Source organism: Aliinostoc maniaoense (genome assembly GCF_058172895.1).
The window spans coordinates 4,606,238-4,621,809 of sequence record NZ_CP187952.1 but is presented as its reverse complement, the minus strand read 5'-3'; the positions used below and the strand labels follow the sequence as shown (position 1 = coordinate 4,621,809).

The window sequence follows — 15,572 nt, the reverse complement described above, 5'->3', positions numbered from 1 at the left end:
CAAGATTACTAAGAAAGATGTAACTAATGGATAGACCCTTGCAGGCAGGGGATTCTTGGTTCATAGTCCCATCATAACCTTACAAGATTGGTTGCTTACGGGTTCGGCAGTCGCACCCTTACGGGTAGGCTTACGCCAACATGGGGAAAACCCCCCTCCCTGCGGGACACTTTGTGAACGCGCTAGCGTCTCGTAGAGAAGAGTGAACTGCCTCACCAATGGAGCTAGAGGATCAAAATCCCCAAGCTTTAGAACTTGTACTGACCTGTGACCTGTCACCTGCTATAACTTAAGGACAATACAAAGTATCCTTCGTATCACGTCCAGTAGTTGGATTAGTTCCTTTAGCTACCTTACATAATTTTTTTACTTCATCTGGACGTAACAGCACATCGGTAAAATCTGCGCCGTCAATGATTGCACCATCAAACTTGGCATTAGCAGCAAACGCGCCTTCTAAAACGGCATTCGTCAAATTGGTTTTGATGACACGAGCTGAGTCTAGGGTAGCATTTGTTAAGTCTGCTCCTTGAAAGTTAGCCGACTCTAAATTGGCAGCAAAGAAACTCACTCCCCGCAACTTGGAGTTACTAAAATTACTTTGACGTAGATTTGCTTTAGTAAAACTAGAGTCTGTTAAATCGCGCTCTGAAAAATCAGCCTCTATGAGAATTTCTTTGTTGTAATCAAGTGCTAAAGCTGTGGGGGAAAAACCGGCAATTCCCGTAATGCCGACTACTATCCACAGGCATAAACTAAGTATATTGAGCAAAATTTGATGATATTTTTTATGCCCTAACTCAAAGGGAGTAGGGGATATATCCAGTCTAGAAGCTAATTTGCGATCGCCTCCAATGGGGTGTAATCTATCGCTTAACTTAGAGTTCATAACTATTTTTAGCCAATGGTTAATCCTCCTCCATCACATTATGCCGATATTGGGGACTTAGGAGAAGACCTTGTAACCCAATGGTTACAATCTACAGGTTGGTTAATTCTACAACGTCGCTTTTGTTGTCGTTGGGGAGAAATTGATATCATCGCGGAATATCCTCATCCCAGCCAAAACAACTTAGACTCTACACTGGCTTTTGTAGAAGTTAAAACCCGCAGTATCGGTAATTGGGATACTTGGGGTAAAAATGCGATTACTCTCAAAAAGCAGGCGAAAATTGCGCGGACTGCTGGTATATTTTTAGCTAAATATCCTGACAAAGCAAATTACTTTTGTCGATTTGATGTGGCGATTGTTCGTTGTCAGCCAATTTCACCACAATACCTTCATACCAAGGCTATTTCTGAAGTCTTGGCTATCTCATCGGTTGCAGGCTACCAATTACAGTTACAAGAATATATTCCGGGGGCTTTCGATATGGTGCTTGAGGATTGATTGGTAACTGTAGACTAATCATACCAGTTACCAAATTTTCCCTATTCTGTTTTGTATATTTAAGCACATATGGTTTACGCCAGAGTTTCTGGACAGTAACCCAAACCGCGAACAAACTGTTGTCGAAAAGCCTCAATTTCTTCTCTTTCTGGACTACCATGAGAAACGATCGCTACTTGATAGCGACGCATGACATCAACCGGATATTGCCCAGCTTCTAAACTCCAAAGTGCCATTTGTACCCGCATCGGTGGCTCATAGCTAATTCCCAATTCACTGAGAAAAGCGCGAATATCTCCATCCTCTTGCGGCGAAATCTGCTCTTTTAGTTTGATCCTAACCACCCAACCATCAATTTGATGAATCACGGTGACGAATGAAACAGGAATTTCAGGTCTAGCGTGCAAGTGTTGAACTACTCTCAAGGTGAGACTGGCATTTGCCAGATAATACAAGTATTCCATGATGGTGCTTTTGGATCAAAGCCAATCCTACATCTTTAATATTCGTAAATTTCTCCCTATTCTCGGTAGGGTAAAAGCCCCCGTTTTCGTATGGGGAATTTTACCCAATTTTGATATTCTTGTAGGGGTGTCACGGATTTTTTTAGTCTCAGGGTCATAGGGGATAGGGCATAGGGCATAGGAAAAAAGACTACTCTTTACTGTGCATCTACACTCAGCACTCCTTCCCGCAGAGAAAACTGTCCACTAACCCTAACAGCACTCTGGCAACGGAACAGCTATTATTACAAGTTAATCACAATCAAATGTCTGATCAAGGAACACACGATACAAATCAAGCTGCAAATTTAGATTGTTCATTAGCTGGGTATGATTATGAACTGCCTCCAGAACTAATTGCACAAAATCCGGTTGTTCCTAGAGATAGTTCTCGTCTGTTGGTGATCAATTCTCAGACTACAGGAAAGACCACAGCACCATTACACCACATTTTTCGTGATTTACCGGATCTCCTGCGCCCTGGAGATTTATTAGTCATGAATAACACCAAAGTGATTCCCGCACGACTTTATGGACGGAAATCAACTGGTGCAGAAGTCGAAATTTTACTATTAGAAGAACGCCAGCATAATTATTGGTTAGCCCTGGTTAAACCGGGAAAACGCTTTAAAATAGGCACTCAAATCTTTTTTGAGCCAGGAAGATTTGGTTTTTCCCCAGTTTCTAGTTCTCCACTAGCTGCTACGGTTTTAGAATCAGATGAGGCTACAGGCGGACGCTTATTAAAATTTGATCTACCAGATAACCAATCCTTAATCCAAATTTTAGATAAATTTGGTGAAATCCCGCTTCCGCCTTACATTACTACGTCCCAAGCCGCAGATGAACAGTATCAAACTGTTTACGCCCAACAACCGGGAGCGATCGCTGCACCTACAGCTGGGTTACACTTTACTCCAGAATTAATTGCTAAGTTAGGCGATCGCGGTATCAATCAAGCTTTTATTACGCTGCACGTTGGTGTGGGAACTTTTCGTCCTGTGGAAGTCGAAGATGTCACTAGTCACCAAATGCACGAAGAATGGATTGAAGTTCCCCCAGATACAGTAGAACAAATCCGCGCCACTCAAGCCGCAGGAGGTCGAATTATTGCCGTGGGAACAACAGCAGTCCGGGCTTTAGAAGGGGCGGCGGCGGCTTCTGGGGATTTACAGCCTTTTTGTGGTAAAACCAACTTATTTATTTATCCTGGCTATCAATGGCGAGTAGTGGAAGGGTTAATCACTAATTTTCACCTCCCTCGCTCTAGTTTGCTGATGTTAGTTAGTGCGCTGATTGGTAGAGAGAGATTATTAAATATATACGAGGAAGCGATCGCTGCTCAATATCGCTTCTATTCTTTTGGGGATGCCATGTTGATTTTGCCAGAAGGGACTCAACAGTTGTTAAGTAACTGATAAATTTTTCTTCTGCCATTTTTAATTTTTTATGTAGCAGTGGGTACTCTGACTTATAAGGATCTAAACCTTCATGCAGAGATGCCATTATGTATAAACAACATCTTACTAGACAGTGGTATTGCGGATTGTCTACCATCACCCGTCACCGCATTTCTCGTTGGCAAAAGCCATCACTAGGGCTTCTATGTGCTGCCTCTGCTGTGTTGATGTTGGCTGCACCGACAGTTGTTGATTTCCCAGATAGTAAAGTACTAGCACAAACTCCCATCTCCCAAAATTTAGACGCGGCTATTTTTTACCAACAGGGAGTGACACGCTACAACCGCAGTGACTGGCAAGGTGCAGAGTATGCTTTTCGTCAAGCATTAGAGCAAGATCCAAATCTCGCTATGGCGAGAAATTATTTAGGTAATATTTTCCTGATGCAAAATCGTCTAGATGTAGCAGTGCAGGAATATGGAGAGGCGATTAGAATTAATCCTAACTTGGGAGAAGCTCATTATAACTTAGGGTTAGCATTGCAACGCCAAGGACAAACAGAAGCGGCAATTACAGCTTATCGTCAAGCGTTGGTAGTAGAGCCGACAAGGGCAGCGACTCAGTATAATTTAGGTTTATTACTTTACGAGCAAGGACAACTACAAGAAGCGATCGCAGCTTACCAACAAGCGATTAACTTTGATAGTAATAATGCTAATGCCTATCATAACTTAGCGATCGCCCTGCAAGAATCTGGCAAAATGGAGGAAGCGATCGTTGCTTATCAGCAAGTCCTCAAACTAGATCCTAAAAATGCCTCAGCTTACACTAATCTGGGAAGTTTAATGGCACTGGAAGGTCAAACTGCTGAAGCTATTGCCGTGTATACCCAAGCTGTTCGCCAAGACCCCAAAAATGCCTCAGCTTACTATAATTTAGGTGTAACTTTATACAACCAAGGTGATTGGGAAAAAGCTAATAGTGCCTTAAAACGCGCTCATAACCAATACCGTGAACAAGGTAATTTAGAACAAGCACAAAAAGCTGAACAATTAATGCAGCAAGTTGATCAAAAAATTGCCCAACAAAAACTTCAACAGCAACAAGCATCTAATTCTCAGCCGACACCAAACCCTACCAAAAATTCAGTAGAGAACAATTCCAGTGATACCCCTGTATCCTCTAAATGAAAAACTCAACCCACAAGGGAATAGAGTTTTTGGGCAAGGGAATTTATTGGGCATGGAAGATGCGAAAGAACATACCAATGCCCAATGCCCAATGCCCAATGCCCAATGCCCAATGCCCAATGCCCAATGCCCAATACCCCATGCCCCTTTCAATCAAATGGGCAACCGATTAATATCTTTATTACAACCAATCACTACCATTGCTGAACCCCGTTCTAAACGCTTGTAAGGGTCAGGATTAATTTGAAATTTACCATCATGACTTACAGCTAACAAATTCAAACCATAGCGGTTACGCAATTGCAGTTCTGCAACAGTTTTGCCGTGAAATTCATCAGGGACAATTACTTCTACAATACTGTTATCTGGGTCAAGGTCAAATCTATCTAAGATAGAGGGTTTAGTAAGGCTACGTGCTAAAGCACAACCCGCTTCATATTCAGGAAAAACAACGTGATCTGCACCAACCCGCTTAAGTAATTTATAGTGAACCTCACTAGAAGCTTTAGCAACTACATGAGGTACACCACCTTCTTTGACATTTAAAGTAGTGATAATGCTTTCCTGAACGTAGTTACCAATAGCAATAATCACCGTATCAAATTCATAAATTCCTGCTTCTTTGAGTGCAGCCGGTTCAGTAGAATCTAACTGTAAAGCATGACCAGTTATCTGTTCAGTTAATGCTGCGGATACTCTTTTTTCATCAACATCAGTGGCTAACACTTGATAGCCGAATTTATGTAGTGTTGAACAAACAGAACGACCAAAACGACCTAAACCAATCACAGCAAATTGGTGGTTATCTTGACGTAAACTGCGGAAAAATCCTAACGATGCCAGATTCACATTTGTAATCCTTATTATTAATCCCTGTATTTACAGCAAAAGGTTGGTAGGCTCAACTAATTATCAAGTTTGTATTTTGACTGTAATCATTTACATTTTATCAGTCACTTGATAACTAATGGGCATGGGGCATTGGGCAAAAAAATTCAAAATTCAAAATTCAAAATTCAAAATTAAAGAGTTTTACTTCTCCTGCCCCCTACACCCCTACACCCCTACACCCCTACACCCCATCTCCACCAACTAACCTACCAGCAAGTTTTCCTCTGGATAATGGACTCTAGTGGGACGAGGATCACCGAGAATAGCCGCCATCAGCAGTAAAACACCAACTCTGCCTACATACATGGTGATAATTAAAATGATTTTAGCGGCGGTGGAAACACTACCTGTAATACCTGTGGAAAGACCCACTGTGGCAAAAGCTGAAACTGTTTCAAAGAAAATTTGAATAAATTCTAATTTGGGGTCTGTGAGAGCTATCAACATAGTAGCTAACATGACAGTAGCTACAGAACCAACTAAAACACCAACCGCTTTGAGAATTAAAGATATTGCTATTTTCCGGTCATATAACAAAACTTCTTCTTTACCTTGAAGAATTGATTTAGTACAACTGGTAAGTACTCTCAATGTTGTGGTTTTTATACCTCCTCCCGTACCGCCAGGACTTGCACCAATAAACATAAAAGCAATGGTAATAAATAAACCAGCCGTTGTCATTTTGCCAATATCAATAGTATTAAAGCCAGCAGTTCTGTTAGTGACTGATTGAAACCACGCCAGTAAAAATTGCTCATTAAAACTAGCTGTGCCAAAGGTTTGAGGATTTTTAACTTCTATACTCCAATAAGCAATTGTTCCTAAGATTAAAAGGATTAATGTTGTGGTGGTGGCAACTTTAAAATCTAGGGAAAATAGTAAAGCTGCTTTTTTTTTCAAGACTATATGACGCAACCAAATGTACATTTCTAAAATTACTTGATAACCAATTCCTCCAAAGATAATTAGAAAGGTAATTGTTAAGACTACTAACCAAGATGACTGATATCTAATCAAACTATCTGGAAACAAACTAAAACCTGCATTATTCCAAGCACTAATACTATGGAAAATTGCTAACCAAAGCCCTTGATTCCATCCATAATCAGCAACAAAATTTGGCATTAATAAAAAGATACCTGTAATTTCAAAAATCAGAGTCGTGGCAATAATTGAGCGGATAATGTGAGTGCTACCACTCATACCTGGACGATCTAAAGCTTGTTGAATTGCGACTTTATGGCGTAAGTCAAACCTACGCCCAATCAGCAAAATTAAAAAAGTGGTAGTTGTCATATATCCCAAACCGCCAATTTGAGCCAACATCAAAATAAACAACTGACCCCAAAAAGAAAAATAAGTACCAGTATCAACTACTGCTAAACCAGTAACACAAACTGCGGATGTTGATGTGAATAATGCAACTACAGGATTATTCCAAGTACCATCACTGGTAGAAAAGGGCATCATGAGTAAAATAGTTCCTACCACGATGACCGTCAGGAATCCCAAGCAAATTGTCCGAGAAACAGTCATAAAAAATTCAAAATTCCCAATAATTTGGGGTACACAAATCGCCAATAATGTTTTCCCAGGAGGGTTTATTTACTGTACCCCCCAGGAAATTAAAAGTTTCTTATTTAATTAAAAACACACATGGTAGCCTACGAATATGTTTTTTTAAACTTTGTTCTGTCTTAACGTTACTTTCCTCATGAGTGCAACACTTTACCAGCGAATACAGGAATTTTACGATGCGTCCTCTGGTCTGTGGGAACAGATTTGGGGTGAACATATGCACCACGGCTATTACGGTGTGGATGGGACTGAAAAAAAAGAGCGTCGTCAAGCCCAAATAGATTTAATTGAAGAACTGTTGAGTTGGGCAGAAGTAGAGAAGGTAGAAAACATTTTAGATGTAGGCTGTGGTATTGGTGGCAGTTCTCTCTATTTAGCACAAAAGTTTCAGGCTCAGGCTACAGGAATTACTTTGAGTCCAGTACAAGCCGCTAGAGCCACAGAGCGAGCTAAAGAAGCAGATTTGAGTGATAGAAGTCAGTTTCTTGTAGCCAACGCTCAAGCCATGCCTTTTGATGATGGTACTTTTGACTTAGTTTGGTCGCTGGAAAGTGGTGAACATATGCCAGATAAAACTAAGTTTATGCAAGAGTGCTATCGGGTTTTAAAACCTGGTGGTAGATTTATTATGGTGACATGGTGTCATCGCCCTACTGATCAATTCCCTCTGTCAGCAGATGAACAAAAACATTTAGAGGATATTTATCGGGTGTATTGTTTGCCTTATGTAATTTCTTTGCCGGAGTATGAAGCGATCGCTCGTCAATTACCATTAAATAATATCCGCACTGCTGACTGGTCAAAGGCTGTAGCCCCATTTTGGAATATAGTTATAGATTCCGCTATTACTCCCCAAGCTATATTCGGTTTACTGCGCGCCGGTTGGACTACTATTCAAGGAGCGTTATCACTAGGGTTGATGAGTCGCGGTTATGAGCGTGGGTTAATTAAGTTTGGTTTATTGTGTGGGTATAAGTAGGAACTAGGGACATATCAAATGAAAAACTCCAGCCACAAGGGGATGGAGTTTTTGGGCATGGGAAAGAACATACCAATGCCCCATGCCCAATCCCCAAAGCGGCGGGGATTGTCAATTAAGATTAGGGTGCTAAGGCGTTACCACGAATTAAGCTACCAATTGTCTTGGCAGTAATTTTGAGTTGGGTAATAGGATTAGCTGGCACAACTGTTTTATACAGATAACTATCAAAAGTAAGTTTCTGTACATCCAGGTCAGCACACATTTCTACAAATGCTTCGCGGGTAGCATCAGAACGATAAAATACTGATTGTAGAATGTCTAAAACTTTGTAAGTCAGACCGTATTTTTTATCCCAACGTTGCAGATAAAGCTTGATTTCCTTTTCTGTGGGAATGCGGCTACCATTTTGGGAAACTTCTACGATGGTTTCTGCACACATTCTTCCAGATTTGGCAGCAAAATAAATTCCTTCACCGGAAGATTTGGTAACGTAACCAGCTGCATCTCCAACTAAGGCAATACGACCAACTACACGGCGGGGACGGGGATGCTCAGGAATGGGGTGAGCTTCTACTTTGATAATTGTACCGCCTGCTAATTTTTCGCTGGCACGGGCGCGAATACCAGCTTGCAGTTGTTTGATGCTGGCTTTGTTAATGTGCATTGTGCCAGTACCGACAGCTACGTGATCATATTTGGGGAAAACCCAAGCGTAGAAGTCAGTAGAAACGTCATTACCGACATACATTTCGGCAAGGTCGTTGTAGTATGCCATTTTATCTTGGGGTAGACGAATGCGCTCTTGAAAAGCGATCGCATAGTTATAATCCCCTGCATCCATTTCTTTGGCAATCCGGGAGTTGGCCCCATCTGCTCCGATAATTAAATCCACCTTCAGGGTTTTGGTAATTCCTTGTACCCCACCTTCACTATGATCAACATAATGAATAGTATATGGATCTGTATTATTTGATGGTATATCTACTTTATGAACAGTGGCATTAATTAAATTTGCCCCAAGTTTCGCCGCCCGATTCCGCAAGAAGCCATCTAGCACTTCGCGGCGGCACATTCCTATATATTCATCTTGTTTTATTAAATTGATATCAACCTCACGATTGGAAGGTGAAATCATTTTCATCTTCCGCACCTGACGATCAATAATCTCTGGTGGTAAATCAAATTCACCTACCATACACAGAGGGATAGCACCCCCGCAGGGTTTGGCGTTATCTAACTTGCGTTCAAACAGATAGGTTTCAATCCCAGCCTTTGCTAATGTTTCAGCAGCAGAGGAACCAGCTGGGCCTGACCCAACAACAGCAACCCGTAGTGTCAAAGGTCTTCTCCCAATCTTCACATTTACCGTTTACCGAAAGCATCCTACCACGGTCTTTTGGCTGATTTCGCGCTTTCCCTTCAGGTTTTGACAGAAATGCAACATTCCTTCATATTTTGATACAAAAACTCATACCGAGATGGTTATTGTCACGTTGAGAGAAATACTTTAAACACTGCCCCTTTAGGCTGGTTATTTTCGACGGTGATTTTGCCGCCGTGTGCTTCTACTGCCATTTTGCAAAATGCTAATCCTAAACCTAGTTGTGAAACTTCTGGCATAATTGTGCCGATTTCGTATTTCTCAAAAATTACCTGTTTGAGATTTTCGTTAACTCCTGATCCTGAATCAGCAATTTCCACTATTACCCCATCTGTACCTAAATCATCAGTTCTCAAGATGACGGAACTATTTTTGGGTGAAAATTTAATGGCATTGGATAAGAGGTTATCTATGACTCTGCGAAATATCAAAGCATCTAAGTTGACATTCAAATGAGATGGGGATAATTGACTGATGAGTTGAATTTGCTTTTGGGATGCGATCGCTTCAAAATTATTTAATGCTGATACACACAGATGATTTAAGTCTACTTCTTGCAAGTTGAGAATCATTTTGCCAGATTCTAACTTGGCCATCAGCAATAAATCATCAATCAAAGATTGCAGATGTTGTACAGAAATAATGATCTGATTAATTTTATTTTGCTGTTTGGCAAGGGGAAAATCAGGTAACTGTAAGATTTCGGTAGCTAGTAAAATAGATGTCAGGGGATTACGCATATCATGCAAGACCATTTTTACCATGTCTTCCCTGAGTTGGAGTAATTTTTGTAACTTGTCATGCTGTTGCTTAATCCGCAGCATCGAATTTACCCTAGCACGTAACTCCAAACCATTGACTGGTTTACTGATAAAATCATCAGCACCTGCGGTCATACACCGCACCATGTCTTCTTTTGCTGTCAAGGCTGTTACCATAATGATTGGAATATGCTGCCATTGAGAATTGGCTTTGATGCGTTTGCATACTTCAATGCCATCTAAATCGGGCATCATCACATCTAACAAAATGGCATCAGGTTGTATAATTTCTAGTCGTTCTATGGCTCGCTGACCATTAGGTGCATAATTTAAATCATAACCCTCACGAAATAGTAGAGCTTCAATTACATCAAAGTTATCTGGTTCATCGTCAACGACTAGAATACAAGGCTGATTGTCCATTTAATCTATGTACTGGTTTTCAACAAGTGCTGAATTATACTTGTAAGTTCTCTGAGCTTGACTGGTTTGTTTAAATAATCATTAGCCCCTGCCTCTAGACATTTTTCGCGATCGCCAGGCATGGCTAATGCTGTTAATGCAATTATGGGAACATTGGCCAATTGCCTATATTGGCGAATGCTACGAATAGCTTGCAAACCATTGATTTCTGGCATTTGAATATCCATCAAAATCAAGTCAGGATTTTGGGATCTGGCCAAGTCAATCGCTGTTTGCCCATTAGTCGCTAGTATTAGTCTATACCCCCTACTTTCAAGATAGCTAGAAATTGTCTCTATATTGGCCTGATTATCTTCTACCAAAAGAATTAAGGGTGATGGGGAAACTACCGATGGAATAGTTGATAAACCAGTTAAAGGTAATTGTACATCTGCTGTAGGTGTAGGCAAAGTTAATTTTTGCTCTATGTCAGGTAAACGTACCGTAAAACAACTACCTTTGCCTAGTTCACTACTGACACTTACCTGTCCGCCGTGTAACTCGGCAATTTGACGCACCAAAGCTAGTCCTAATCCTGTGCCAGTATACTGCCGATTCAGACGACTATCGATCTGCACAAAGGATTGGAATAATTTCCCCATATCTTCGGGAGCAATACCAATACCTGTATCAATGACCGAAAAACTTACCCAGTCTGAGCATTGGGGTTGGGGAAGGTGAGTATTTTCAACACAGGAGTAGTTGTCAATTCTTTCTTTGCGGACTGCTAAGGTGACACATCCCCCTTCTGGGGTAAATTTCACCGCATTATTGAGCAAGTTAATTAAAACTTGGCGCATCCGGCGTTCATCGGCAGCAATTTCTGTGATGGTAGTTTGAATATTTAGTCGGAGTTGAATTTGTTTTTGATATGCTAGTTGTTTGACAAAAGCCAAACTAGAATCACACAAGTAAGTAATAGCAATGGGAGCAATTTGCAGTTCGAGTTTACCTGCTTCAATTTTTGCTAAATCAAGGATATCGTTGATCAGTTCTAACAGGTGTTTACCGCTACGTTCGATAGTAGACAAAGCACGTTGCTGGCGGTCTGTAATTTGACCAAATACCCCGTCTAACAAGCCTTCAGACATTCCCAAAATGGCATTTAGAGGTGTACGCAGTTCATGACTCATACTGGCGAGGAACTCATCTTTGAGGCGAGTGGCACGGGATAATTCGGTGTTGACATATAGGAGTTGCTCATTTAACAAAGATAATGCTATCTCTGCACGTTTGCGATCGCTCAGTTCCGTTTGCACTTGTTCATAGAGGTCTGCTTGCTGAATTGCTACGGATAATTGGCTAGCAATTTGCTGGAGTAGATCAATTTCATGTGTTTGCCATTGACGGTGTGTAGCACAAGTGTGAAGACTAATTAATCCCCATACCCTAGGAGGATGATTTTCTACTTTTTGAATAATTGGGGCGATAATTTTGGATTTTACCTGTGTTTGTTGGATGAATCCCGCCAGACAATCACCCCAATCGTCATCTTGACAATCTGTGACGATGCGGATATTACCCTGGCGGTAAAATTCATAACATGGTTCTGGAAAACATTTATCTTCCCATAGCTTACTATCTATGATCGGGTATGCGGGGTCTACGGATTGTTCCAAAACCATTCCACAAGCATTGGTAGTGAGGCGAAAAATTAAGACTCTGTCTGCCTGAAAAGTTTGTCGAATTTCCTTGACGGCTGAGGCGAGGATTGACTTTAAATCCAGGGATTGACGGATGTGTTGAGTGATATTTCTCAGCAGTCGTTCGCGCTGTGCTTGTTTTTGCAGGGTTTCCTGGGCGCGTTTGCGATCGCTAATATCTTGAATGACAGCAATTAAATATTGTGGTTCACCAGGGAGCGATCGCACAACGGAGGTAGTCACATATACCCAAACAATACTTCCTTGTTTATGGATATAACGTTTTTCTAGAGAAAAGGTTTGAATTTCATTATTGAGAAGACGCTGCCTTTGATGTACATCCCTAGAAATATCTTCTGCATGGGTAATGTTCATAAAGGATACGCCCAGCAATTCTACTTGTGAATACCCCACAATATCACTGAATTTTTGATTCATCCCGATGAATCGACCCTGCAAATCAACTTCGACTATACCGACATTTGCTTGTTCAAAGGCGGCACGAAACCGAGCTTCACTTTCTTGCAATGCGGCTGTGCGTTGTTTGATGTTGGCTTCTAATTCGTCATTGAGTTTTTGTAAGGCTTCTGTGGCTTGCTGCCGTTCTAATTCTGCACCTGCTCGTGCAGCAAATACCCGCAAAGTTGCTTTCATCCATTCTGGGTTTTCCAAAGGACGGGTACTGAGAACACAGACATTACCTATAGCTATTCCCTGATTATCCCGCAGAGCCACACCTAAATATGTTTGTGCCTCCATCATCTGAAGATCGGGATCTGCTGGAAATTTCTGAGATGCTTCGGATGGACAGTAAAAAATTCCTTGTGTTAACGTCTTTTCACAAGGACTCTCGGCAATCGGATAGGTGATTGGGGGTTGCAATTGATTATTGGCAAAAAATCCCAAAGTTTTTAAGCAGTTGCCGATGCGTTGTGTAACTAATACATAAGGTACATCCAAGGCTTTAGCTGTATAACGAGCTAGAGCCGAGAAAAACTCTGTACCGGTGAAAGCGGCTGTACCTTCAACTAGTGTTTTTAAGGATTCTTCTGCGCTTTTGCGTCCAGTAATATCAGCAGCAGTACCAATTAGACGATAGACTCGTCCGGTTTCATCCTGCAAGGGCTTGAGCGTTACTAGTAACCAATAACTACGATTTGTCTGGCAGTTAGTAAACTGTTCTTCAAAGGAAAAAGGTTTTTTTGATTCGACACAACTGTCATACTTTTGACATAGTAATGTGCCTATAGATTCACCTAACACTTGTTGGGGAGTTTTACCCTTGCCATCTAGGCTGGCAATACCACAAAAACGCTCGGCAACAGGATTCCATCCCCCATAACGATATTCTCCTTGGCTATCAATGTCTACGGTAAAAATAGCTTGCTCAACGTCTTCATAGATGGCACGTAAAAAACTCTCACTTGTTTGCAGAGCAATCACTCCTCGTTCTCGTTCGATAGCAATTCCGGCAATATAAGCAGCAAGGGTGAGTAGTTCCAAATCGTAGGCTAGGGGCGTTTTTACCTGGCGGTAATATATACCAAATGTTCCCAGTACACGACCATCACTGCCGATAATGGGTGCAGACCAACAAGCCCGCAATCCAAAACTCAGAACAATATCCTTGAAATCTTGCCAAAGAGGATCATTGGCAATATCGGGAACAATCACTACTTGTTGGCGATAAATCGCAGTCCCACAAGATCCGACTCCTTCGCCAATCATTACGCCATCGCAGGTCATGAGGTATTCTTGTGGTAGCTTCACAGATGGACACGGATGTAGGCGATTTTCCTCATCGACTAACAAAATAGAACATAATGCCCCATCTAATTGCTGTTCGAGAGAGGCAATCAGTGCTTTGAGGATATCTAGTAAGGGTTCACCTTTAGCAATTTGGGCTAAAATGCAGTTTTGCATTTCTAATCGCCCTTCCATGCGTTTGTGAGCAGTAATATCCGTCACCGTGCCTACATAGCCTGTACAATTGCCGATGCTATCGATTTCCGGTATTGCTTGTGCCATCACCCAGATGACTGTTTCATCCGAATTTTGCAAGCGATGTTCTGTGAAAAAAGATTGTTTTTGGGCGACAGCATCACGCCACTCGCTTAGTACGCGCTCCCGATCATCAGGATGTAATGCCTGTAACCAGTTTAATCCTAATGCCTGGGTACTTGATAAACCTGCCATTTGTTGCCAACGAGGATTGACGTATTGATAATTACCTACTAAATCAGTACGAAACACACCCACTGGAGCATTTGCAGTCAGTGTGGCATAACGTTGTTCACTATCTCGGAGAGCTTGTTCTATCTGTTTAGCTTTGGTAATATCTGTGACTATCCCCTGGTAGGCTTCCACATTACCCTCAGTATCGTAAATCAGATGAGCGCGATCGCAAACATAGCAAATTGAGCCATCTGGCTTGATAATTCGATAGGTGATCTCTTGATAATCTGATTTTCTGCTATCAGGAAAAAAGGTAGAGCGAAATTTTTCTAGATCATCAGGATGAATGCAGTTGAATAAACAATGGGGATAATTATGAAAGAAATATTCATGGGGTCTGCCAAAAATCTCAGCGATCGCTAGATTGATGTACAATAACTTTTGATCAGGACTGACAAGGTACATACCATCAGGTATATTCTCAGCCAAAGAACGATATTTTTTTTCTGAAGCTTCGATTTGGGCAACAATACACGCTTCACAATCTTGCTGTTGTTGAGTTTGCAGTTGTTGTAAACTGCTTAGTCCATACAGTAGACTTTCTAAGGTAAGTAAACCAACGACTTGGTGAGCATGATCAACTATCACTAAATGTCTCAGGCGATGCTGACAAAATAGTTTTAACGGGACTGAAAAATTATTTAACTCAGATTCCTCTATGGTAATGACAGGATGAGTCATAACTTCTGCCATGCTCATTAAAGCTACATTTAGCCCTTCAGCATTCCGTCGGAGTAAATCTTCCTGTGTCCAGATACCCACAAGTTGGTTATCTTCCATGACTAAAACACAACTAGCTTGAGCTGTAGTCTTCACCCAAGATTGATCTAAATGATCGCAGAATAAGCCATCTGTCCTGGTATTATTCATCAGTTTCAGTGCTTCAATGGCAGGCGTATTGGGTGTGACAACTAAAGGTTGACGGACAATAGCCTCGGCCATTACCACATCTGGCTGATTAGCTAAATTCAATAATTCAGTACCCATTTATACAACCATATATTTGTAAAACTTTTTGATTAATACCCTTGAGTCACTAGAGAAAATTTCGTATGTTAAGATGATATGTCTAATATTATACATTTCCATTGATATAAATAGGTTACTGATAGGACAATAGACTGAACACAGTTATCAGTTATGCCCCCTAGGTCTA

The 15,572-nt window shown here is 41.2% G+C and carries 12 protein-coding genes; 5 read left to right on the top strand and 7 right to left on the bottom strand.

The window, feature by feature from the left end:
* Positions 1–289: 289 nt before the first annotated feature.
* Positions 290–889 (bottom strand): pentapeptide repeat-containing protein, encoded by a 600-nt coding sequence (locus tag ACPZ3T_RS20000; RefSeq protein WP_490271206.1) that lies wholly within the window; start codon positions 887–889, stop codon positions 290–292.
* 15 nt (positions 890–904) lie between these two features.
* Between ACPZ3T_RS20000 and ACPZ3T_RS19995 the strand changes: the two genes are divergently transcribed.
* Positions 905–1,390, top strand: coding sequence for a YraN family protein (locus ACPZ3T_RS19995; protein ID WP_490271205.1), 486 nt, complete (start codon positions 905–907; stop codon positions 1,388–1,390).
* A gap of 74 nt (positions 1,391–1,464) precedes the next feature.
* Here ACPZ3T_RS19995 and ACPZ3T_RS19990 read toward each other — a convergent pair whose 3' ends face one another.
* A complete protein-coding gene (locus tag ACPZ3T_RS19990) occupies positions 1,465–1,854 on the bottom strand; it encodes a hypothetical protein (protein ID WP_490271204.1) in 390 nt (129 codons plus the stop codon).
* Between the two features lie 305 nt (positions 1,855–2,159).
* Between ACPZ3T_RS19990 and queA the strand changes: the two genes are divergently transcribed.
* From queA to ACPZ3T_RS19975, 3 genes are all read left to right on the top strand, one after another.
* Complete coding sequence (queA, locus tag ACPZ3T_RS19985; RefSeq protein WP_490271203.1) at positions 2,160–3,311, top strand: tRNA preQ1(34) S-adenosylmethionine ribosyltransferase-isomerase QueA; 1,152 nt, start codon at positions 2,160–2,162, stop codon at positions 3,309–3,311.
* Positions 3,312–3,400: 89 nt separating this feature from the next.
* Complete coding sequence (locus ACPZ3T_RS19980) at positions 3,401–4,483, top strand: tetratricopeptide repeat protein (RefSeq protein ID WP_490271202.1); 1,083 nt, start codon at positions 3,401–3,403, stop codon at positions 4,481–4,483.
* Positions 4,480–4,656 carry a hypothetical protein gene (locus ACPZ3T_RS19975; RefSeq protein WP_490271201.1) on the top strand — a complete coding sequence of 59 codons (177 nt, stop codon included), beginning with the start codon at positions 4,480–4,482 and terminating at the stop codon, positions 4,654–4,656. Before ACPZ3T_RS19980 ends, ACPZ3T_RS19975 begins: the two co-directional genes overlap by 4 nt.
* Here the strand turns inward: ACPZ3T_RS19975 and ACPZ3T_RS19970 are convergent.
* A complete protein-coding gene (locus ACPZ3T_RS19970) occupies positions 4,637–5,332 on the bottom strand; it encodes a potassium channel family protein (RefSeq protein ID WP_490271200.1) in 696 nt (231 codons plus the stop codon). The genes ACPZ3T_RS19975 and ACPZ3T_RS19970 overlap by 20 nt on opposite strands.
* Positions 5,333–5,575: 243 nt before the next feature.
* Positions 5,576–6,910: a TrkH family potassium uptake protein gene (locus ACPZ3T_RS19965; protein ID WP_490271199.1), complete on the bottom strand. Its 1,335-nt coding sequence runs from the start codon at positions 6,908–6,910 to the stop codon at positions 5,576–5,578.
* A gap of 178 nt (positions 6,911–7,088) precedes the next feature.
* On the opposite strand from ACPZ3T_RS19965, the gene ACPZ3T_RS19960 reads away from it, so the two are divergent.
* Positions 7,089–7,931, top strand: a complete 843-nt coding sequence (locus ACPZ3T_RS19960; protein ID WP_490271198.1) for a methyltransferase domain-containing protein — start codon at positions 7,089–7,091, stop codon at positions 7,929–7,931.
* A 121-nt stretch (positions 7,932–8,052) separates the two neighbouring features.
* Here ACPZ3T_RS19960 and chlP read toward each other — a convergent pair whose 3' ends face one another.
* The 3 genes from chlP to ACPZ3T_RS19945 form a co-directional block, all read right to left on the bottom strand.
* Positions 8,053–9,273, bottom strand: a complete 1,221-nt coding sequence (gene chlP, locus ACPZ3T_RS19955; RefSeq protein WP_490271197.1) for a geranylgeranyl reductase — start codon at positions 9,271–9,273, stop codon at positions 8,053–8,055.
* Between the two features lie 149 nt (positions 9,274–9,422).
* Positions 9,423–10,499: a hybrid sensor histidine kinase/response regulator gene (locus ACPZ3T_RS19950; protein ID WP_490271196.1), complete on the bottom strand. Its 1,077-nt coding sequence runs from the start codon at positions 10,497–10,499 to the stop codon at positions 9,423–9,425.
* Positions 10,500–10,504: 5 nt separating this feature from the next.
* Complete coding sequence (locus ACPZ3T_RS19945) at positions 10,505–15,403, bottom strand: PAS domain S-box protein (protein ID WP_490271195.1); 4,899 nt, start codon at positions 15,401–15,403, stop codon at positions 10,505–10,507.
* Positions 15,404–15,572 lie beyond the last annotated feature (169 nt).